Below are 21,741 nucleotides of genomic sequence, written 5' to 3'. Positions count from 1 at the left end.
CCCTGCAAGGCCCTAAACGCCTCTTACAAATTAAACCTAAAATTGCAGTAGGTTGATAAAACCTAAAACTTCCATTGCGTGTTAATCATTACTTGCTGCTGCGAAGCTCGCTGCTGCAGCCCCATTGCAGCTCTATTGTCTACAAAACTTTTTAGTGCTGAGCCTTCAATACCAATTTGACCATGTTTGCTAAACGCGTAACGCCAAGAGGCTGTTACCCCTTCGCCATTGCTTGCATTTGGGTCAAATACCGTCGTGTCGTTATCGGTTACTTTAAAGTAATCGTACCGCAACGATACTCTATGCTTACCTTCTTTATGGCTTAGCATTAAATAATGGCTATAAAAGTCGTTATCTATTAATTTGCTATGCCCCATTTCGGTTTTACCGCTTAGTACCTGTGTTATAAAACGCGTTTTATTATTAAATTTATATAACCATGCAGCACTGGTAAAACGTGTATTCCATGCATATTGTCCTGAGCTAATGTTCAGTTTAGTTGGATCGCCATTATTGTCGTAATAATAAACTCTAAATTGTGATTGTTTTAAATAATCCCAGTGAACACCAAGGTAATAACCAAAGCGCCCATCAACTTCTTCAAATGGTAAAACCTGATTTGCCTGCCAACGCAATGCATATTCGCTAAGTGCTGCAACGGGTGCAAACCTAATACCTTCGTTAAATGTAGTTTGCCTGTCGTGCATGGCAAAGCCACGCCAAGACAGCAGCGTGCCTGTAGGGTCGTTACCTTTAAATGTTGCACCCACTAAACTAAAACTATGCGGGCTGTTAAAACGTTTAGCGGGGCGTTTTATTGTTACCTCTGCGCCAACGGTTCTAAGCTCTTCACCTATCCAACTATTAATTGCTGAATTGGTATAGTTGTAAGGAGATGTCCAGCCAATATCTGGGTTCTCTAACGACATTAGCGGATAAAACCCACCCACTCGTACATGCCACTTATAAGCGCTACTAGTTAATGGTTTATATGTAAAATAGGCTTGTGTTAAACCTAAACCTACATCAGGGTCCTGATTAACGTTTAACACCCCATGAGCAGACCAACTTGTTGCTAAATCGGCGCGCACGTCAATAATACCTTGCGATAATAAAACGCTATCGTTTTTAGCATCGTGTCGGTATAAGCCGGTGCCTCCGTCTTGAAAACTTTTTAGCGCATCACCTTGAACTGCACGCACTTGTAGCAGCCCCTTAACCTGTGCACTGATTGACGCGCTAAATAAAAGCACACCACTAACAACCGCATATTTGAGCATGTGGTTAATAATCATCAAATTCATCCGTAGCAAAATCAAACTGCTCGGTTATGGCTTGCTTCACTTTATAAATAAATGGAGCTTGCCCTATGTTTACTTTTTTAGACTCAACATGGCTTATATCGCCAAACCCTGAATGCCACACATTAAGTTTGTACTCACCTGGCTCTACGGTTAAATTTACATGTCCGCTGTTATCGGTAATATCAAAAATAGGGCTATCAACAACCACAATATAACCAAGCATCCAGTCATGAATGTTGCATCCCAACTCAACAACACCGGTTTGATCAAACACTAATGGCGCCTTGGGTTGTTCCTTATATAACTTTAATTCAAACGTTTTTGCCTCAGAAAACGAATACACATGATGCAAAATTGAATCGGCGTTTGGAAATTCCACTTTTGCATTTTGTGGTACAACTAAAATGCGCGGTGTAAACTCCCTATCTTTTTGCACCATAGAATAAAGCGTATCTACTTGGCTGGATTGACTAGAAAGCACCTCAGAAGTCAGCCACACCACGGCATCAGGCATAGGCTCGTTTTTATTATTGTTAACCGTGATAGAAACCGCTTTTGCCTGCCAAGTTAATAACATGACTATAATTAACGTTAAATATTTGAACATCATCTTACTATTCTTATTTTTCAAATTATTTACAGTATAGACCTATTAGGTGACTTATTTCTTTCTATTTTATTGATAAATGAATACGTATGTAGATATTCGTATTTGTTAACAACAGCCTTTATTCTGATAAGTCACACTGACACAGTAAGGATCTCTTAAATGAGAACATCAGCACTTCTGCTTTTAGCTTTTTCGGGCAGCTGTTTTGCACAAACAGCCACATTACAATCGCCCAACGGCAATATTAAAATAACTATTTCTGACGAATTAACGACCCCAAGCTATTCAATCGACTTTAAAAACAAACCGGTTATTAATAGCTCCGCGCTTGGGTTTAAATTTAAACAACAAGCCCCTTTTAGCGAAGGCTTTAAAATAACCCATACACAAAAAAACACACAAAACACCCAGTGGCAACAACCTTGGGGCGAGCGACAAATCGTTACCGACAACCATAACGAAGTTGCTGTTACATTTAAAAAACCACAAGGCGGCGTATTTACTGTTAAATTTAGAGCCTTTAACAACGGCGTGGGCTTTAGATACGAAGTACCCAAGCAACCCGGTTTTGAAAATATAGAAATCACAAAAGAACTTACCGAATTTGCCATTACCGACAGCCAAAGTGCAACAGCGTGGTGGATCCCAGCCCGAGGCTGGAACCGTTACGAATATGTTTATAACACCACCCCAGTTAACGACGCTCCCTTAGTACACACCCCTTTTACGTTTAAAAACAAAGAGGGCGTACACGTTAGTATTCACGAAGCAGCCCTTGTCGATTATGCAGGTATGACCCTTAACCAGCGTCGACCAGGTGTTTTTCAAGCTGATTTAACACCGTGGTCTGACGGCATTGCAGTAAAAAAGCAAGGCGCATTTAATACACCGTGGCGTACTATTCAAATAGGCAGTAAAGCGGTCGACCTGATTAACTCCGATATTATTTTAAACCTTAATGAGCCAAATAAATTGGGCGATGTATCGTGGGTAAAACCGGGTAAATACGTCGGTATTTGGTGGGGTATGCATATAAATACGCAAACATGGGGCAGTGGTGAAAAACACGGTGCTACAACTCAAACAACCAAATACTACATGGACTTTGCCGCAGAGTATGGCTTTGACGGCGTGCTAGTAGAAGGATGGAACATAGGCTGGGATGGCGACTGGTTTTTTAATGGCGATGTGTTTAGCTTTACACAACCCTACGACGACTTCGATATTGAGGAGCTTACCCGCTATGGTAAGCAAAAAGGGGTGCAGTTAATTGGCCACCACGAAACCTCAGGCAATGTAACTAACTATCGCAATCAAATGGAAGATGCCTTTGCCCTTTACGAAAAGTCAAACGTAAGCCAAGTTAAAACGGGCTATGTGGCCGATGGCGGAAACATAAAACGCATAGATGAAAACAGCATTGCCCGCCATGAGTGGCACGACGGTCAATTTATGGTTAACGAATACCTTTATAACGTAAAGCTCGCTGCTAAACATAAAATTAGTATTAACACTCACGAACCTATAAAAGACACTGGCCTGCGCCGTACCTACCCAAACTGGATTGCGCGCGAAGGCGCACGTGGGCAAGAGTTTAATGCATGGGGCACACCGCCTAACCCGCCAGAGCATATCCCTATGCTTACGTTTACCCGTATGCTGGCAGGGCCAATGGACTTTACTCCCGGTATATTTGATATGGGCTTTAATGGCTTAGGCGATGATACAAACCGCCCACAAACAACGCTTGCCAAGCAACTTGCACTTTATGTTGTGCTGTATAGCCCGATTCAAATGGCCGCCGACCTACCTAAAAACTATTTAGCTAAGCCAGATGCATTTCAATTTATTCAAGATGTACCAACCGATTGGCAGCAGAGTATTGCGCTTGATGGCGAAGTAGGCGACTTTATTGTGTTTGCCCGTAAAGAACGAAAACGCGATAAATACTCAGGAAACGATTGGTACTTAGGTGCAGTGACTGACGAAAAAGCCCGCACCATTAAGGTAAAACTCGACTTTTTAGAAAAGGGTAAAAAGTTTGAAGCGCATATATACCAAGACGGCAAAAACGCAGAATGGAAAAACAACCCGTACGATTTAGATATCGAAAAGCGCGTAGTTAGTGCAAACGATAAGCTAACTTTAAAACTAGCAACAAGCGGCGGCACTGCCATCCGCTTTAAAGCACTTTAAGCTTCACGGTTATATCAGTTTTACAGATATATAAGTGTTACAAATAGCAAACTCTGCACAGGTTACTGTGCAGAGTTTTGTATTTTTATAGGCAGATAAATTTGTGCACTTAAGCCGCCTTCAGGCCGGTTTTCTAGTTTTACTTTGCCGTCGTGCATATCAACAATGCGCTTAATAATAGCAAGGCCTAGGCCACTGCCTTCACTACCTCGCGCGGCATCACCTTGCTTAAACGGTTCAAATACCGACTCTAATTCACTTTCAGGAATACCCGGGCCATTATCGTTTACCGCAATAACCACATACTTTTTATTGGAGTTATAATAACTAAGTACCTCTATATCGCCGTCAGAATAACGAATTGCATTTTCAATCATGTTAGTTACAACACGCTTTATAGCCACACTGCTGAGCGGAATACTCTCTATACTTGGGTTACTTTTAAAGGTAATAGAGCGCTGATGCTTTAACTCGCAATTAACGACCTCACCCACTAACGCGTTTATATCTTCACAACTGAGTTCTTCGCGTTTGTGGTGACGTAAATATTCAATAAATTGATCGATAATACCGTTCATATCTTCAATATCGTAAATAATCCCTTCGCGAAGATACTCGTCTTGGTCGCTCATCATCTCGGTTGCTAAACGAATACGTGTGAGTGGTGTGCGTAAATCGTGAGATACACCCGCCATAAGTAAACGCCGGTCGTTTTCAAGGGCCGCTATACCGCGCGACATTTGGTTAAACGCACGCGTTACTTCTATTACTTCAGTAGAGCCTTCCTCTTCTAGCTTAGTGCTAAAATCGCCTTTACCCACTTTTACAGCGGCTTGTTGCAGTGCTTTTAACGGGCGGTTTAAGTGCCGCGCAAATAACCAACCACCTAAAACACTTAAAAAGCCGATACTTGATAAGTAAAACGTTAAAAATTCGAGGTTGTTTTCTTGATACCCTGAAAGTGGAATTTTAACCCAATAACCAGGCGCTTGCGGGGCTTCTATCCAATAAACGAGTGGGCCAGTTTGCGTAATACGCACCCGCGCCGAGCCATTTAACTGCGCAGACATACTACGTGAAAGCATGGGGTATTCACGGGTTTGACCAAGCCCTTGGCGCATGGCTTCGCGCTGGGTCATGACATCAATACCGGTTATTTCAAAAAACTTTTCTGATAAGTCGTCGTTTATTTCTATACCGTCTTCCCAGTCAATAAAAACAGTTTTAACTTGCTTAGCAAGCATTAAGTTCACTTGCTCTATGGTCGGTTTTACAACATATAAACTGACTGTTACGTAAGATACAACTTGGTTTATAAGTAATAACGCCGCTACCAAAAATACAGTTTGCCCAAACGCACTACGTGGAAAAAATCCCATAAAAACTACTTTTCACCGTCAGGAACAAACACGTACCCTAATCCCCACACAGTTTGAATATAACGCGGGTTAGCCGCATCTATTTCAATCATGCGGCGAAGGCGCGACACTTGCACATCAATACTGCGCTCTAGGGCACTGTAATCTCGGCCACGCGCTAAGTTCATGAGTTTATCGCGGCTAAGCGGCTCTCTTGGGTGTGACACAAGCGCTTTAAGTACGGCAAACTCGCCACTGGTAAGCGATATTGTTTTATCGCCTTCGCTCATTTCACGAGTGGCTAAATTAAGTGTAAATTTACCAAAGGCAATTAGGTTTTCTTCTGCGGCGGGCGCACCTGGCACTTCTTTAGCGCGGCGGCGTAATATGGCTTTAATGCGCGCAAGTAACTCACGAGGATTAAATGGCTTTGGAATGTAATCATCTGCGCCAAGCTCTAAACCAATGATACGATCGACTTCGTCGCCTTTTGCGGTGAGCATAACAATGGGGATTTCGTTTTCTTTTTGGCGTAACCTACGGCAAATAGATAAGCCATCTTCACCGGGAAGCATTAAGTCGAGTACCATTAAGTGAAAGTTTTCGCGCTCTAAAAGCCTATCCATTTGTTCTGAGTTTGCAGCGGTTCTAACAATAAAACCTTGCTCTACTAAATAACGCTCCAATAAGCTGCGTAAGCGCATATCGTCGTCTACAACCAATACTTTTGTCGTTTCGTGTCCCATTACTTGTTTCTTATTTTTATATCCAATTAAGTATTAATATAAATGAAAAAACAAATAATCAAAAACTAATTACGGCCTTAGATTGTTACTGAACATTTCAAACAACAATAATGGCTGCTTTAAACACTTTAAGCTCGACAAATTTTTCTAAGTTTATTACCGTGCCCATCATTAGTGCTAATAATTAAAAGTCGATGAAAACAAATTTAATTACCCGTGAAGGCTATTTGCAACTGCAACAAGAACACGATCACCTGTGGAATGTAAAACGCCCTGAAGTAACAAAAATAGTCAGCTGGGCAGCAAGCTTAGGCGATCGCTCTGAAAATGCCGACTATCAATATAATAAGCGACTGCTGCGCCAAATAGACCGACGTGTTCGCTATTTGCGAAAACGTATTCCCGATTTAAATATTATTGATTACTCCCCCGTACAAGACGGAAAAGTATTTTTTGGTGCGTGGGTCGAAATAGAAAATGAGCATGGCGACATAAAAAAGTTCAGAATTGTTGGCCCAGACGAAATTTACGACCGAAAAGACTATATTTCTATCGACTCACCCATGGCCCGGGCGCTTATTAAAAAACAAGTCGATGACGATTTTGAAGTAATGACACCGCAGGGAAAAAAAGAGTGGTACATAAACTCAATTGAGTATCAAAAAACGGCTAAGTAGCATTTGATTCAGATCATATTAACTTTTGATTGTTTAAATTATCGCATTAGGCTATATATAAATAGCTCGCACATAATTTTAATGTGGGATTAGCAAAGGTTGTAATGGTTATGTCAAACGTAGTACAGCGCATATTTAGTAATGCCGTATTGTTTGCACTTTTTATGAGTGTGAGTTTGACTTTGCATGCCAGCAACCAAAACACCAACCTTGAACACCCAACCGTTTTAAATAATTTAATTGCCTTAGATATTCCCGATCAGGCAACTCCTGACTTTGACGAAGATTCATTTGTTGATGTCACTTCCCTTAAGGCAGCTCAACCACTCCCTAAAGGCGCTCACTCTTTTTACAAGAGTTCATCTTTTAGCAGACCGTTTAGCACTGCGTACCAACGTGGGCCCCCTGTTATTTAATTTAATTTATTACTTTCAATTTAATTAAATTTTTAACTAATAGGTGGATATTATGTCTAACTTTAAAGAATTACGTACCCAAAATATCTCTCATGGTGTTATTGCAAAATCATTTGCTGACAATCAACCGTTAATCGATTTGGCCTCACCCGCTTTAAAAATGGTGAATAACTTTACACAAAAAAAACCTGTTCGAGCACAGCACGAAACAATAATCGCTGATGCCCTAAAACAAACGAGCAGCCAGCAGTCTGACTTTGTATTAGTAATGGATGACGACCACAAGCTAATAGGTATTGTTTCAAGTGCTGATTTACAAAGTGCTAAAATTACTATTATTGCTCAACGTTTAAATACACCGCGAAATGAAGTGAGCCTTCGCCATGTAATGACCCCAATAAACCAGCTAATGGGTGTCAGCATGCAAAGCTTAAGTTATGCCTGTGTGGGCGATGCTTTGCAAACAATGGAGCATCAAGGGGCGATGTTTTTATTAGTAACAACAGCCAATAACGAAATATGTGGATTAATTTCAGCTCGCCAAATTGCTAAAACATTACATATTCCGCTGCACATTAGCCCAATTGCCACTTCGTTTAGCGACGTACTAGAAAGCGTAGACCACCCTCATTAGAGGTTGTTTTATCGCTTAACTACCTCAACCAAAGCAACCGTCTTAAAGCAAGTTAAATAGCTTGCTTTAAGAGCTTTTTATTACAACTTCATGTGATATTATTCAAGCAATTAGCCGACCCAGATATTTATTTCTGGTCTTATTTTTTGTTTAAAAAGGTTTTTGCATGAGCGATATCTCTGCACGTTTAGCCAGTGAGCTAAATGCACAACAACAACAAGTTGTTGCTGCAACAAAATTACTTGATGAAGGCGCAACTGTTCCCTTTATTGCCCGCTACAGAAAAGAAGTCACCGGCGGTTTAGATGACACTCAATTGCGCTTGCTAGAGCAGCGTTTATCTTACCTTCGAGAACTTGAAGAGCGTCGTAGCTTTATTTTGTCGACTATCGAATCTCAAAAGAAGCTTACCGCAGAGCTCAAAGCCGACATCACTAGCGCGCAAAGTAAAACAGAACTCGAAGATTTATATCTTCCATATAAAGCAAAACGCCGCACCAAAGGCCAAATAGCCATAGAAGCAGGCATAGAGCCCTTAGCCGATGCGTTATTTACCGACGCGAGTTTAAATCCTGAGCAACACGCTGAGCAGTACATTAATGCTGATAAAGGCTTTGATGACACAAAAGCCGTGCTTGATGGTGCTAAATTTATTTTAATGGAGCGTTTTGCCGAAGATGCAAAATTACTCGCTAAATTAAGAAGTCACATAAGCCAAAACGGTGCAATACAAAGCACGGTAATTAAAGGTCAAGAACAAGCGGGCACTAAATATCGCGATTACTTCGATCATCAGGAGCTACTTACTAAAGTTCCTTCTCATCGTGCATTAGCTATGCTGCGAGCTCGCAACGAAGGCATACTTCAATTAAATGTAAACCCAGAGCCAAGTTCTGAAAACCCTGCTCAACTTTGTGCAAATATGATTGCACAGCATTATCGCTTAAATATTACCGACCAAACAGCGAGTACTTGGCTTTTAAGCGTGGTGCAATGGGCTTGGAAAATTAAGCTAGGTTTACACTTAGAAAACGAGTTTTTTGCAGCCATGCGCGAAAAAGCAGAAGCTGGCGCTATTGATGTATTTGCTAAAAACTTAAAAGACTTACTAATGGCGGCACCTGCAGGTCCACGCACAACACTTGGACTTGATCCCGGTTTACGTACCGGTTGCAAAATTGCTGTTGTAGACAGCACAGGTAAACTGCTAACTACGCAAACTATTTTCCCTCATGCCCCGCAAAACCATTGGGATAAATCGCTGCGTACACTAGAGCAACTTTGCCGCCAACACAAAGTAGAACTTATTGCCATTGGTAACGGTACAGCGTCGCGCGAGTCAGACAAATTGGTTGCTGAGCTAATGAAAGCAAATACCGAGTTAAAACTTAATAAAATTATGGTGAGCGAAGCTGGCGCGTCGGTTTACTCAGCATCTGAATTTGCAGCTAACGAATTTCCTGACTTAGATGTGTCATTACGTGGCGCGGTATCGATTGCACGTCGCTTGCAGGATCCGCTTGCTGAGCTTGTTAAAATAGAGCCAAAATCAATTGGTGTAGGGCAATATCAACACGATGTGTCGCAAAGCCAACTCGGACAAACACTGACAGCCGTTGTTGAAGACTGTGTAAACTCGGTAGGTGTTGATTTAAATATGGCGTCGGTTCCTTTACTTACACGCGTATCAGGATTAAACAAAACCTTAGCGCAAAACATTGTAAATTACCGCGATTCCAATGGATCATTTGCAAAACGTAGTGAACTGAAAAAAGTAGAACGTTTAGGGCCAAAAGCATTTGAACAAGCTGCTGGTTTCTTACGAATTAACAATGGCAGCGATCCACTTGATAACTCATCAGTTCACCCTGAAGCCTACCCTGTTGTTAAGCAAATTTGCGAAAAAAACAACGCAGAAGTAACCACATTAATTGGTAATAGCGAATTTTTAAACAAGCTCGTTGCTAACGACTACACCAACGAAAAATTTGGTTTACCTACGGTTACCGATATTATTACTGAGCTTGATAAGCCGGGTCGCGATCCACGTCCAGAGTTTAAAACAGCTGAGTTTAAAGCAGGTGTAGAGAAAATAAGTGACCTAAAACCAGGTATGATTTTAGAAGGTGTTGTATCGAATGTTGCTAACTTTGGTGCGTTTGTAGATGTAGGTGTTCACCAAGATGGGTTAGTGCATATTTCGGCGATTACGAATAAGTTTATATCTGATCCTCGCGAAGTAGTTAAAGCGGGCGACATTGTAAAAGTTAAAGTAGTGGAGGTTGATGCTTCGCGTAAACGTATTAGCTTTACCATGCGTTTAAACGACGAAATAGACACCAGCAACAAGCCAGCCCCTGCTGCACAAAAACAACAGCCGCGCACTAACAATGCGCAACCAAAAGCTGCTAAACCTAAACGTGATAGCGGTAATGCGGTTATGGGTAACGCGTTTGCCGATGCATTTGCGAATGCCAAAGTAAAAAAATAGCAGGCCATATAGCTTGTTTAGCTTTTAAGTAAAAATCGGAAAGCGCTCTACGCTTTAAAATAAAAAAAACCGCGAAAGCGGTTTTTTTAATTCAAATCAGTAAGCATTAAAAATAATTTATTGTGAATAGTTTAATATTCGAAGTTCAGGCTATTCGCTAAGAGATTGCTGAAAAACCACTTTGTGTGGATGGCGAAGTTGCCATTTGATAAAAATTAGCAATTCGTCCTGCGCGTGCTTCCACGTCTGCATCTCGTGTTTGCTTTTCACTTTCTGCCGTTTTAGTTTCTTGCGTTTCACTGCTTGTAAATGACGCTTTGCTATTGTTTTCAGCGCTGTCGTCTTCATCATTTTGAGGCGCTGCAAGTTCAGCCTGAGCTGCTACCAGCTTTTGAGTCGCGTCCGCCGCTATTGATCGATCAGCACCCGAAGGCTCAGCTGGAGCTAGGGCTGCAGCTCTAACCGTTTGCATTTTTTCTATGGTTGCTTGGGGATCACCTGGAATTTCAGCAACGTCAATTTGTACCTCGCCGCCCACTGCATAGTTAGTGCCGTCAGGACCACGTTGATATTCATAACTTGGCGAACCCGCATATTTACCGCCTACAGAAGCATGAGCTTGTTCGTGAATACGCACTTCAGTATCGCGCGCTTTTAGCTCTTTTATTTGCTGCTGCTCTTGCTCTAAAACTTGCTGTTCTTGCTCAGACTCTTGTTGCTGCGCTTTTTGCTCTTCAGACTCCTCTGGGTTCTCAGCGTTTTCATCGTCGCGCGCTTGAACCACTTTTTCGTCAGCTAACTTACCCGATGCACTATACGTTGCACCCTCATTATTACCTGGTAATTTGGCTTTTTCAGCATCGCTTTGCGCTTTGGTTTCGGTATTACTTGCGCTATTTGCAGAAGGAGCAGGAATTACTTCCCGCAGTTGATTGTCACGACGAGCGGTTTCCGTATAAACATTGGCTGTGTTTATATTTATTGATGGAAATGGCGTGACAATATTCATTAAATTACACTTTAATGTCGACTAACGTACCCAGTACGTCATCAGCTGTTTGAATTGTTTGCGCATTAGCTTTAGCGTTAAATTCTTCAACTTTTAGGTTAACAAGTGATTCGTCAATACGCGCAGGCTGAGCAACCGGTGCTGTTACTGCTTCGTCTGGCGTTGCTGCAACTAACTGTCGCTGTTGTGCAAGTTGCGCATCGTCTTGCTGTTCTATACTGGCACGGTTTATTTCTGCGCTGGCCTTTTCAATACCTTGGCTTGCACGGTTAAACCCTTCAACACCATTATTAAATACAGATCCGATTGACATGGTAAACCTCCACCACTTAAATATTGTTTAATTATCGCTCAGTTTATGCGCAAAATAAAGCTTTACGGGGCGCAATTATCGTCGCATTTTTAAAGCATTGATTTAACGATAGATAAAAACTCATTTTTGTGAGAAATAAACGGAGCATGAGATGCTTTATCTATTACTTGGTATTCAAACTCAGCATTTAGTACTGACATTTTAGCTATTGCTTTATACGGCACTAAAGCATCTAAGCGACCAAATACACCCATAATTTTTACCGGACACGTTGCAAATAAATCGCGTAAATCATTATTTTGTAAAATATCTAAACCGGCCGCTAACGCCTCACTGTTGGGTTCTGAATATTGATTTAGCAATTGTTTAAGCTGCTTTATGTCATCTCTCGCTGACTCACTTCCCATAGCCTGAATAGCCAAAAAGCGCTCAATGGTTTTTTCTCTGTGATTAACCAATTGGTCTTTAAACTGAGTTAGTACTTTTTCACTAATTCCCGGCCATTCACCCTGCTCTGCAAAATAAGGTGTCGATGCGACTAAAATAACCTTCGCTACTTTTTCAGGCCAATGCTTTGCAATGTATAGAGCAAACAAACCACCTAAAGACCACCCCATTAAAATAGAATGAGGTTTTAACTGTTGACTTAATTGCATAGCGGCATCATGCAAATTATACGGGGTTGGTAATGTGGTTGCGCTATTACCAAACCCAGGTAAATCAAGGCTACGTACTTGTCCTGTATATAAGTTTTCAAGCTCTGGCTGTATAAGTTGCCAAACGCCTTGATTCATTCCCCAACCATGTAAAAGTACTAACTCTTTTTGCATATTTGCATATTCTTAACCAAACTTAGGCTCATAATAACGTTTAAAAAGATGATTGCAATGGAAGGCACTATCTCATGAAAGGTCTGTTTAACTGGCTGTTCCCGTCGTATTGCGTACAGTGCAAAAGCCCTGTAAGTGCAAGCCTAGGTTTATGTGAATATTGCTTAGAGGATTTAGCATTACTAGATGTAACTAAACACCCAAATTTACTTCACCGACCTGATATTGTTGATATGTTTCCTAGCTGCGAATTTGACAGGTTATTTGCTTGCGCTTTTTACCGCCCTCCATTTGAGCAGTGGCTAACCCAACTTAAATTTAGTAACCAAATACATTACAAAAAAGCACTTCAGCAGGTTGTACACAGGCAGCTCAATGCGTTTTTTAAATACAGCACGCAATCTCCTGATCTATTTATAATTTTACCTTTGCATAAAAGCCGATTTTTAAAGCGAGGTTTTAATCAAGTAAGCCAAGTATGGCACCCTTGTTTGTGCTCTCGCGTTGTTTTAAATAATGCGCTTATCCGTAATAAAAAAACCCATGCGCAATCGCAGCTCACTAAAGCAAAACGTATTAAAAATCTAACCAATGCATTTATATGTACTGAAGATATGAGCGGTAAAACAGTCGCTATTGTTGATGACATTATGACAACCGGCGCAACATTAAATGCCGCAACTCAGGCTTTAAAGAAGGCCGGCGCTAAACAAGTGTGGGCATTCACAACCTGTTTAACGCCAATTTAGCTAATTTATGTTACTGGCCACTTGCGCGGAATGTATGGCCTAAAAACAGTGCATTGCTAAGCAATCGACTTGTACCATACCAGTAACCTCTAAATACGGGGTTGTCGGTCATAGCAATAACACTGCCGCGTCCGTACGAATGTGCTATTAAACCAGCACCTTCAGCTACTTGCTCTACATTTACAGAATCAGTAAAGCCAGCTAACAACGGGCGTTTTGTGTAGGTTAGTACATTTACAAAAGGGGCATCTGACGCTTCAAGTAACCATGTACTGTTTTTAAATACCGGTAAGGTGTCGCGCGTGAGTGAGAAGGTTAATGGGTGCGTTAAATCCACGCTAGTATTAAAAATAGCCCCAGCAATACGCTGACGCCCCGCTAGATGATCTTTATCGCCATAGCTTAAGCCTTCAGTTTTGAAAGCACCAGCTAAATCCTGTCGCGATAAATAATTTGCTTTAAGTAGTTGCTGGTCGACTAAAAATTTAGCACCGCCTTTGTGGCCCCAAATAACACCGCCTTTTCTTACCCAGCTTTTAATCGCTACTTTTTCTGCATCCGTTAAGCTATTGTAATTGCCGTGGGCCAACACAATATGGCTATAATCACTAAGCTCAAGTGAACTTAAACGCGTCATTTCAACAATTGTGGGAGCAACACCTACAAACCTATCTAGGTAGTACCACACTTCACCTACTTCGTACTGGCTAGTGCCTTGGCCGCCAATTAGTAAAACCTTGGGTGCTTTAACAACTGCCATAGAGCGTGAACCTAAATCAGCACCTTTACTGGTTAAGCCCGTTGTAATAGGTTTTATGGCAATACCAAATTCACTTTGCGCAGTGTTTAACAAAGTAATCCAGTTTTGCTGTGTTTGTAAACCAGCCGGAATAATAATACTCCCTGGCTCAAAATTTATGTCGCCCGCGCTCGATTTTGCCGTTAAGGCGCTCAATGCCACGCGTGCTTTTATACCTTGCTTTAATAATGTATTTAGCATTTTAGGCGCTAAGTAGTCGTCCCATGCAAAACCAAATGCATACGCTGACTCTAAACTTGATAGGGGTGCTTTAGGTGCTTTATTCCAAGGAGCATCTGCAACGTCTAGCCCCCAGTTACTTTTTACTTTTGCAAAGGGTAGATTAAATGCGTGCGCTAATGTCCAGCCAGATACATCGTAAAACGTATTGTCTGCGAAGTTTTTTTGCTCGCTAAATATCGCTTTAACTAAACGATATTGAGACTGTGCTAAAGGCACATAATAGCTGTTGGTAGTAAAGTTTATGCCACCTGCTTTTAGTGGTTTAGTAAGTTCAAATGCCTTTATTTTATGTTGCTCTAATAGCGCTAAAAAGTCAGTAATTCGGGTGCTGTCTTTTGCACCTTCAACAACATAACCTGCAAAGTTTTCGTCACTTGCAAGCTCTGCTGCTTGATTATAAAATTTAGCTTGGTAGTCAAGCAACGCTTGACGGTTTTCAACCGCCGCTTTAAAGGTAGATAAGCTCGTTAATAACTGATTTTTTATAGTAAATGGAAACGTTAAAGGGCCATTAATGGTTTCTTGTATATGGCCTCGAGAGCTTGCTTGCTCAAACAAAATACCTATACCCCCGTTCACATCTGGGTAAGTTGAACCTTTACCGTAGTAAAAATCGTCAAAGCTTTCTTCTGTAAAATACAGTGCATTATTTTCATCCAATGTTTTGGCATGATAATTAGCAATTGCTTTGGTTAATGTTACGTTTTCAATTGGCGTAATTGGGTGCTTTCTACTTGGAATACCCGGCTGAAAAAAGTAGCTGCTGTTTGGGCCCATTTCATGAAAGTCGGTAAGTACATTTGGTTTCCACTGATGAAATTTTGCAATACGCGCACGCGACTCAGGGTGCTGTAGCAATAGCCAATCTCGGTTTAAGTCAAACCAATAATGATTAGTACGGCTGCTTGGCCAGTTTTCGGTATGCTCACGAGTTTTAGGATCTGATGACAAATTCATGCCGCGGTTACTGTTTGCCCAATTAGCAAAACGTGCAAGTCCGTCGGGGTTTAATGATGGGTCGAGCAAAATAACGGTATTGTTTAATAGGTTATTTATTTCATCACCTTGTGCTGCAGCTAAGTAATAAGCCGTTAAAAGCGATGCATTGCTTCCCGATGATTCGTTACCGTGCACACTGTAGCCCATCCAAACGACTGCAGGTTCATCTTTTGCTTTTTTGCTGTTATTACCCAAACGAGCCAAGTGCGCTTGGCGTATTTGCTCTATTTGAGTTAATTTATTTGGCGCTGTAACCGTTAACATTACCAGTGGTCGTTGCTCATGTGTGCGGCCAATTATCTCAAAGTTTATTCTATCGCTCTTTTGAGCAAGTACTTCCATGTAGCGCACGAGTTGGTCGTGTCTTACATGCCACTCACCTACTTGATAACCCAATACTTCTTCTGGCGTAGGAATGGCTGGGTCGAATACAACATCGTCTTCAAAATAGTATGAAAGCGGTTTTGCTACACTTGAAAAACTCAGCATTACCACCATTATTGTTATTAATAAACGCATATAGATCACTCTAAAAATGTTTGTTAATTGCACGCTAGCATTGCTTAAAATAGATGCCAACTTTTTACGCTCAACACTAGCCGCAACACGATGAGCGGAGTATGATATGCAGTATCCGAGTAATTTAGTCAGGTATAAAGCCGTTTTTATGATTTCTATTTCCGAAACAGCACAAGCACATTTTGCTAAACTATTAGCAGATCAATCACAACAGACCAATATTCGCGTTTTTGTTGTAAACCCTGGTACATCACAAGCCGAGTGTGGTGTTTCTTATTGTCCAGAAGACGCCGTTGAAGACAACGATATTCGCTTAAATTTTAACGGATTTGATGCCGTTGTTGATGCTGAAAGTGCTCCTTTTTTAGAAGAAGCTGAAATTGATTTTGTTACCGACAAAATGGGTACTCAGCTAACGCTTAAAGCACCTAATGCAAAAGCACGTAAAATTGGTGATGATGCATCATTAAACGAACGTGTTCAGCACATGCTTGAAACAGAAGTAAACCCACAACTAGCTAACCATGGCGGCCAAGTAAGCCTAGTAGAGATTACAGCTGCTGGCGTTGCAGTGCTTCAGTTTGGTGGCGGTTGTAATGGGTGTTCTATGATCGATGTAACGTTAAAAGAAGGCATCGAAAAAGAAATGATAGCTAAGTTTGACGAGATCACAGGTGTTGCAGATATTACTGATCACGAAGCTGGCGAGCACTCTTACTATTAAGCCAAGTAAATGCTAAAGCCTCTTATATACCGCTTAGGGAGCAACCCTAAGCTGAGTTTAAAGCGGTTTTTTCGCGGCGTAGCACTGTTTGTGCTAGCCGTGATTTTTATTTTTGCGGGTTACTATAGTCATTACAGTTTGCAAATTATTGGCGTTTTAATTTTAATACCTGCGCTATTTTTTGCTTTTTGGGGCTACAGTGGCATTTTTGCCAATCGCTTTTCGCAAGTAATTAAAGAAATAGGGCCCAAACATCACGATCCTGATCTGTGGAAATAAACGTTAATCTAGCAGCTGATTATTAGCTTTAAGCGTTTGATATTTTATTATTAATGTAACTCCACGCATTAGCATAAAGCAGCTCATCGCAAGCCATAGCCCATTATTTTGCCAATCATTAAATACCCAGAATACACCAAAAAACCCAACAGCTGCCGATAGCAACATACTATTTCGCATATCTTTAGCGCGCGTTAAACCAACAAATACACCATCAAATAAAAAGCAGCTCATTGCTAATAATGGCAAAGCAATTACCCATGGTAAATATTGCGTAGCCTCATTAATAACCTCAGGTACGTTGGTTAATAGCGTAATTATATAAGCGCCAAACACAGCAAAAAACACGCTATAAATCACGCCAAATAATATTCCCCAAAATACACTTATTTTTACCCACAGCTGTATTTTACTTACACTTTGCTGACCTTTAGCTTGGCCTACTTTAGCCTCACTTGCGTAAGCTATACCATCCAGTGCAAAGCTGACTAACATTAAAAAGTTTAGTAATACTGCGTTCGCTGCAAGGGTTGTTTCGCCAATACGCGCGCCATAAAAAGTCATAAAGCTAAAACACAACTGAAGTATTAAAGAGCGAATGAAAATGTCGCGATTTAAACTCAATAACCCTGCCATTTTTTTAAAGCTAAACCAGTGCGGAGTACTTAATACTACACCTTGTTTTTTTGCGAGTTTAGTCACTAAAAACAGCGCGAATACCAGCGCAGTATAATCAGCGATTAACGATGCCCATGCCGCGCCTGCTACAGCCCAATCTAAAAAAACAACAAAATAAATATCAAGCACAATATTTACACTATTTGTTACCAACAATAAGTAAAATGGCCCTCGTCCATAATGAACGCCTAACATCCAACCCAATAAAACCAAGTTACATAGTGCCGCTGGCGCGCTAAAAATTCGAATACTAAAATAAGTATAAGCCTCGCTTAGCACGGCATTATTGGCGTCTGATAAAAATGCTATTGCGTGTTTTATTAAAGGAGACATAGCAATAAGAAATAATGCCACTATGCTGGCAAGTAATAGGCTTCGTTTGAGTAAAGCAGCTAATTGGGCTAAGTCATTTTGGCCATAGGCTTGTGCAACCATGCCGGTCGTGCTCATTCTTAAAAAACCCGCGAGCCAAAATAAAATGGAAATAACAGCTGAGCCCAACGCAATACCAGCCAAATAATGAGCACTGCCTAAATGGCCAATGACCGCGGTATCAACTATTCCTAACAGTGGCACGGTGATATTTGATAATATCATTGGTCCTGCTAACAACAGCAAGCTTTTATGGTGTGCTTTATTATGTATAAGAAATTGTTTCATTTATTTTTATTGACTCTTATTGGGTTATCTTTACGTGCTCATGCTGGTGTTATTTTACAGTACCACCATGTAAGTGAAACCCTGCCGGCGGTCACTAGTGTGAGCGAAGAAACGTTTACAGAGCATCTAAACTATTTAAAAAATAATAATTTTAATGTTATTGCCTTAAATGAACTACTTGATGCTTTAAAACAAGGCCATACCTTACCTGATAAAACCGTCGCCATCACGTTTGATGATGGTTACAACAATAATTATGATCAAGCCGCTCCAATACTCGAAAAGTTTGGCTATCCATACACAATTTTTGTTAACCCTAAGCTCATAGACGAAGGTAAACGCTATGTGATGGGTTGGGATAAACTTAAAGAACTGAGCAAAAAAGGCGCACTTATAAGTAACCACACCGCACAGCATGACTATTTACATGTAAAACTTGACGGTGAAACTAACACGCAATGGAAAAAACGTATCACCCAAGATATTGTTCATTCACAACAACGTATAAAAGAAGAGATAGGCCACAACTATAAATATTTAGCTTACCCCTACGGAGAGTTTGATAACGAGCTACAAGCTTTAGTGACAGAGCTTGGCTATATAGGCATTGGCCAGCATTCTGGTGCTCTAAATAAACACGCTAACTTTAGTCGATTACCTCGCTTTCCTGCATCTGGCGTTTATAGCGACATAAAAACACTGGCAACCAAATTAAATTCTCAGGCATTTAATATTACTCAATTAAGCTATGAAAATAGCGTAACAACCCAAAACCCACCTGTGTTAACCATTGGGTTTGAAGTTGATGATTTTAACAAGTCTCAACTGGCTTGTTATGTGTCGGGGATTGGCAAAGCAAACTTGAACTGGGTGACTGATAATACGGTAGAGGTAACATCACCTAAAAAACTGAACAAAGGCCGTTCACGCTTTAATTGTACAGCGCCTTCAATTAAAAAACCGAACAGCTATTATTGGTTTTCTCAGCCTTGGGTTATTCAATAAATTTGAGCTTTCTATTTATTTAGTTAGGTTTAACTACTTGGCTTAATAATCGCTCAGCCATTTTATCAAGTGCAGCCACTTCATTGGCTGCATTTAAATCAATGGCGGCTTTAGGCATTCCCCACACAACTGATGAGTATTCATCTTGCGCTAACGTGTATGCACCGCTTTGCTTAAGTGCTAACAGTCCTTTAGCCCCATCAGCGCCCATCCCTGTAAGTATTGTTGCCACTACATTTTTTGATCCACAATCTACAAGCGAATCAAATAGTACGTCAACGGCTGGTTTATGCCTATTTACAGGCTCACCATCGTCGAGCTGGCAATACAAAGCAATTCCTCGCTTTTTTACACTTAAATGAAGCCCGCCGGGGGCAATATAAGCCCAACCTGGGCTTAGCTTGTCGCCATGTTGTGCCTCTTTGACGTTAATTAAGCATGTTCTATCCATACGCTCAGCAAACGAAGCACTAAATACAGGAGGAATATGCTGAGTAATTACAATAGGAGGGCAATTAACTGGCATTTTTATTAGTACTTCTTTTATTGCCTCGGTCCCCCCGGTAGATGCACCAATTGCAATCACTTTATTTAATAAAAATTCAGTCTCTGAACTTATAGGTTTTGTATCGGGTGGCGCTTTTTTAAAGCTGCGTATTCGTGCACCGGCGGCTATTCTTACCTTTTGTTGAACCAGTGACGCATAATGACTCAGCTGGGCTCTTACGTTACTTGTTGGCTTAGCAATAAAATCCACAGCACCTAGCTCTAACGCCTCTAATGTAATGGGCGACCCCTTCTGCGTAAGCGTAGAAATCATAACCACGGGCATAGGCCTTAGGCGCATTAGGTTTTTTAAAAAGCTAATCCCATCCATTTTTGGCATTTCTACGTCTAAGGTAAGTACATCGGGATTAAGTTTTTTAATCATTTCGCGTGCTTGGTATGGATCTTCTGCGCAGCCCACTACGTTAATGTCGTTAGCTTGTTGCAGTATTTCTGTAAGCAACCCTCTAATTAAAGGGGAGTCATCGATTATTAATACATTTATCATAGCGACTCCTAAAACAACTCTATATTCGATACCACTTCTTGCTTTTTAAGGTTTTGCAAGTAACGTACTTCGCGCTTTTCAATGGTATCGTTATGTAATTTTTTAAGTTTTTTCATATACACTTTACCCGTTTGTGGATGAAAAAATATTTTTCTAGGCCACGGGCCGCCCATATCATGGGCCACTAAATTTAAGGCTTCTTCTTTGACATAGGCGGTAGCAAAACTAATATTACCCAGCCCAATATCTGTCATTGCACTAATTATTTTTCCGCCACCAAATAGCTTAATTTTTAAGTTATGACGAGACGCACCGTTTTTTAATACTTCATTAATTAGGTATTCCATAGCCCAATTACCATAACGGCAGTTTAAGCCGTGTGCACTTTTAAGCTCTACGCCTTTTTGTATCGGCAGCATAAAATGATTCATCCCGCCAATACCTAACACTTCATCGTAAACACAGGCCGCAATACATGAGCCAAGTACCGTTGAAATCAATTCATTATTTTTAGATACATAAAATTCTCCTGGAAGCACTTTGGCAACAACATGATTTCTTCCTGAATCCCAGTAACGCTTAATGTGTTCAAAACTGGGTAAAACACTTCTAAATTCAGCCTGCATGTGCTCTCAATTGATACATAGTTTTTCCTAAATTTTTATAATTTGAGTGCTCTTTACCCATACTCTCTGAGTGACCTAAAAATAAGTAACCGTGATCGCTTAGAATATTTGCATAGCGTTTAAATAAATGATCTTTCGTTTCTTTATCAAAATAAATAACCACGTTGCGGCATAAAATAAGATCAAACGGCCCTTTCATTGGCCAGTCTTGCAATAGGTTTAAGCGCTTAAAAGAAATACGCTCACGCAGCGTGTCTTTCACTTTATAGTGTTCGCCATCTTTACTTTTTAAAAACCAACGCTTTAGATGAGTGGCATCTAAGCCATTTACGTTTGCCGCGGTATACACACCTTTTTGCGCTTTTTCTAACACGTTAGAATCTAAATCGGTGGCTAAAATCTTTACATCCCAATTACTTGGAAATGCATTATTGAGCGTCATTGCTAAGCTGTAGGGCTCTTCTCCTGTTGAGCAGCCTGCAGACCATATTCTGACCCGCTTGGTGTCTTTGTTCGCCTTTATTAAGTTAGATATAAGCTCAGATTTAATAAATTCAAAATGATGAACTTCACGAAAAAAAGACGTTAAATTAGTGGTAATTGCATTTATAAACGCATCAAACTCTTGGTCTTTATGCGTATCTAAGTAGGCTAAGTAGGCTTTAAAGTCGTTTAATTTTAGCGCTCTTATCCGCCTAGCTAAACGTGAGTACACCATTTCACGTTTATGATCGCCTAATACAATACCGCAAGCGTTGTAAACTAAATTGGCAATGTCTTTAAAATCGCGATCGGTACACAGAAACTCTTTCATTAGCAGCT

The 21,741-nt window shown here is 40.7% G+C and carries 21 protein-coding genes; 9 read left to right on the top strand and 12 right to left on the bottom strand.

Annotation, left to right across the window (positions count from 1 at the left end):
* Window positions 1-62 precede the first annotated feature (62 nt).
* Entirely contained in the window at window positions 63-1,295 is a 1,233-nt protein-coding gene (locus tag R0J88_RS13335; RefSeq protein WP_410900149.1) for a hypothetical protein, read from the bottom strand.
* Complete coding sequence (locus R0J88_RS13330) at window positions 1,285-1,911, bottom strand: methylamine utilization protein (RefSeq protein ID WP_410900171.1); 627 nt, start codon at window positions 1,909-1,911, stop codon at window positions 1,285-1,287. The genes R0J88_RS13335 and R0J88_RS13330 overlap by 11 nt, the downstream gene beginning before the upstream one ends.
* Window positions 1,912-2,073: 162 nt before the next feature.
* Between R0J88_RS13330 and R0J88_RS13325 the strand changes: the two genes are divergently transcribed.
* Window positions 2,074-4,110 carry a glycoside hydrolase family 97 protein gene (locus R0J88_RS13325; RefSeq protein ID WP_410900148.1) on the top strand — a complete coding sequence of 679 codons (2,037 nt, stop codon included), beginning with the start codon at window positions 2,074-2,076 and terminating at the stop codon, window positions 4,108-4,110.
* 62 nt (window positions 4,111-4,172) lie between these two features.
* Here R0J88_RS13325 and envZ read toward each other — a convergent pair whose 3' ends face one another.
* Window positions 4,173-5,489: a two-component system sensor histidine kinase EnvZ gene (envZ, locus tag R0J88_RS13320; RefSeq protein WP_006793807.1), complete on the bottom strand. Its 1,317-nt coding sequence runs from the start codon at window positions 5,487-5,489 to the stop codon at window positions 4,173-4,175.
* Window positions 5,490-5,494: 5 nt separating this feature from the next.
* A complete protein-coding gene (ompR, locus tag R0J88_RS13315; RefSeq protein WP_006793806.1) occupies window positions 5,495-6,214 on the bottom strand; it encodes a two-component system response regulator OmpR in 720 nt (239 codons plus the stop codon).
* Window positions 6,215-6,408: 194 nt separating this feature from the next.
* Here ompR and greB point away from each other — a divergent pair, with 194 nt between their 5' ends.
* The 4 genes from greB to R0J88_RS13295 all read left to right on the top strand — a co-directional run bounded on the left by greB (window position 6,409) and on the right by R0J88_RS13295 (window position 10,432).
* The gene (greB, locus tag R0J88_RS13310) at window positions 6,409-6,891 is read left to right on the top strand and encodes a transcription elongation factor GreB (protein ID WP_410900146.1); all 483 of its coding nucleotides are present in this window, start codon (window positions 6,409-6,411) and stop codon (window positions 6,889-6,891) included.
* Between the two features lie 110 nt (window positions 6,892-7,001).
* Window positions 7,002-7,307, top strand: coding sequence for a hypothetical protein (locus tag R0J88_RS13305; RefSeq protein ID WP_010557746.1), 306 nt, complete (start codon window positions 7,002-7,004; stop codon window positions 7,305-7,307).
* Between the two features lie 52 nt (window positions 7,308-7,359).
* A complete protein-coding gene (locus R0J88_RS13300; RefSeq protein WP_008129108.1) occupies window positions 7,360-7,941 on the top strand; it encodes a CBS domain-containing protein in 582 nt (193 codons plus the stop codon).
* A gap of 166 nt (window positions 7,942-8,107) precedes the next feature.
* Entirely contained in the window at window positions 8,108-10,432 is a 2,325-nt protein-coding gene (locus R0J88_RS13295) for a Tex family protein (protein ID WP_410900145.1), read from the top strand.
* A gap of 157 nt (window positions 10,433-10,589) precedes the next feature.
* Here the strand turns inward: R0J88_RS13295 and R0J88_RS13290 are convergent, their stop codons facing one another.
* The 3 genes from R0J88_RS13290 to bioH all read right to left on the bottom strand — a co-directional run bounded on the left by R0J88_RS13290 (window position 10,590) and on the right by bioH (window position 12,584).
* A complete protein-coding gene (locus tag R0J88_RS13290) occupies window positions 10,590-11,441 on the bottom strand; it encodes a putative metalloprotease CJM1_0395 family protein (RefSeq protein ID WP_410900144.1) in 852 nt (283 codons plus the stop codon).
* Window positions 11,442-11,445: 4 nt separating this feature from the next.
* Window positions 11,446-11,754, bottom strand: coding sequence for a hypothetical protein (locus tag R0J88_RS13285; RefSeq protein WP_006793799.1), 309 nt, complete (start codon window positions 11,752-11,754; stop codon window positions 11,446-11,448).
* Between the two features lie 89 nt (window positions 11,755-11,843).
* Complete coding sequence (gene bioH / locus R0J88_RS13280; RefSeq protein WP_410900143.1) at window positions 11,844-12,584, bottom strand: pimeloyl-ACP methyl ester esterase BioH; 741 nt, start codon at window positions 12,582-12,584, stop codon at window positions 11,844-11,846.
* Between the two features lie 74 nt (window positions 12,585-12,658).
* Between bioH and R0J88_RS13275 the strand changes: the two genes are divergently transcribed.
* Window positions 12,659-13,333, top strand: coding sequence for a ComF family protein (locus tag R0J88_RS13275; RefSeq protein WP_410900142.1), 675 nt, complete (start codon window positions 12,659-12,661; stop codon window positions 13,331-13,333).
* A gap of 10 nt (window positions 13,334-13,343) precedes the next feature.
* Here the strand turns inward: R0J88_RS13275 and R0J88_RS13270 are convergent, their stop codons facing one another.
* Window positions 13,344-15,893 carry a M14 metallopeptidase family protein gene (locus R0J88_RS13270; RefSeq protein ID WP_410900141.1) on the bottom strand — a complete coding sequence of 850 codons (2,550 nt, stop codon included), beginning with the start codon at window positions 15,891-15,893 and terminating at the stop codon, window positions 13,344-13,346.
* A gap of 148 nt (window positions 15,894-16,041) precedes the next feature.
* Here R0J88_RS13270 and nfuA point away from each other — a divergent pair, with 148 nt between their 5' ends.
* The gene (gene nfuA / locus R0J88_RS13265) at window positions 16,042-16,617 is read left to right on the top strand and encodes a Fe-S biogenesis protein NfuA (protein ID WP_006793795.1); all 576 of its coding nucleotides are present in this window, start codon (window positions 16,042-16,044) and stop codon (window positions 16,615-16,617) included.
* Window positions 16,618-16,626: 9 nt separating this feature from the next.
* Window positions 16,627-16,896 carry a hypothetical protein gene (locus R0J88_RS13260; RefSeq protein ID WP_006793794.1) on the top strand — a complete coding sequence of 90 codons (270 nt, stop codon included), beginning with the start codon at window positions 16,627-16,629 and terminating at the stop codon, window positions 16,894-16,896.
* A 3-nt stretch (window positions 16,897-16,899) separates the two neighbouring features.
* Here the strand turns inward: R0J88_RS13260 and R0J88_RS13255 are convergent, their stop codons facing one another.
* Complete coding sequence (locus tag R0J88_RS13255; protein ID WP_410900140.1) at window positions 16,900-18,171, bottom strand: MATE family efflux transporter; 1,272 nt, start codon at window positions 18,169-18,171, stop codon at window positions 16,900-16,902.
* 42 nt (window positions 18,172-18,213) lie between these two features.
* Between R0J88_RS13255 and R0J88_RS13250 the strand changes: the two genes are divergently transcribed.
* Window positions 18,214-19,239, top strand: coding sequence for a polysaccharide deacetylase family protein (locus R0J88_RS13250; protein ID WP_203985763.1), 1,026 nt, complete (start codon window positions 18,214-18,216; stop codon window positions 19,237-19,239).
* Between the two features lie 19 nt (window positions 19,240-19,258).
* Here the strand turns inward: R0J88_RS13250 and R0J88_RS13245 are convergent, their stop codons facing one another.
* The 3 genes from R0J88_RS13245 to R0J88_RS13235 are packed head-to-tail and all read right to left on the bottom strand — an operon-like array spanning window position 19,259 to window position 21,733.
* Window positions 19,259-20,293: a protein-glutamate methylesterase/protein-glutamine glutaminase gene (locus tag R0J88_RS13245; protein ID WP_410900139.1), complete on the bottom strand. Its 1,035-nt coding sequence runs from the start codon at window positions 20,291-20,293 to the stop codon at window positions 19,259-19,261.
* 8 nt (window positions 20,294-20,301) lie between these two features.
* Window positions 20,302-20,919, bottom strand: a complete 618-nt coding sequence (gene cheD, locus R0J88_RS13240) for a chemoreceptor glutamine deamidase CheD (protein ID WP_006793790.1) — start codon at window positions 20,917-20,919, stop codon at window positions 20,302-20,304.
* On the bottom strand, window positions 20,909-21,733 hold the full coding sequence (locus R0J88_RS13235; protein WP_410900138.1) for a CheR family methyltransferase: 825 nt from the start codon (window positions 21,731-21,733) through the stop codon (window positions 20,909-20,911). The genes cheD and R0J88_RS13235 overlap by 11 nt, the downstream gene beginning before the upstream one ends.
* Window positions 21,734-21,741 lie beyond the last annotated feature (8 nt).

It is taken from the genome of Pseudoalteromonas sp. SIMBA_162 (assembly GCF_046535955.1).
Classification (GTDB): Bacteria; Pseudomonadota; Gammaproteobacteria; order Enterobacterales; family Alteromonadaceae; genus Pseudoalteromonas; species Pseudoalteromonas marina.
This window is presented reverse-complemented; position numbering and strand designations above follow the sequence as displayed.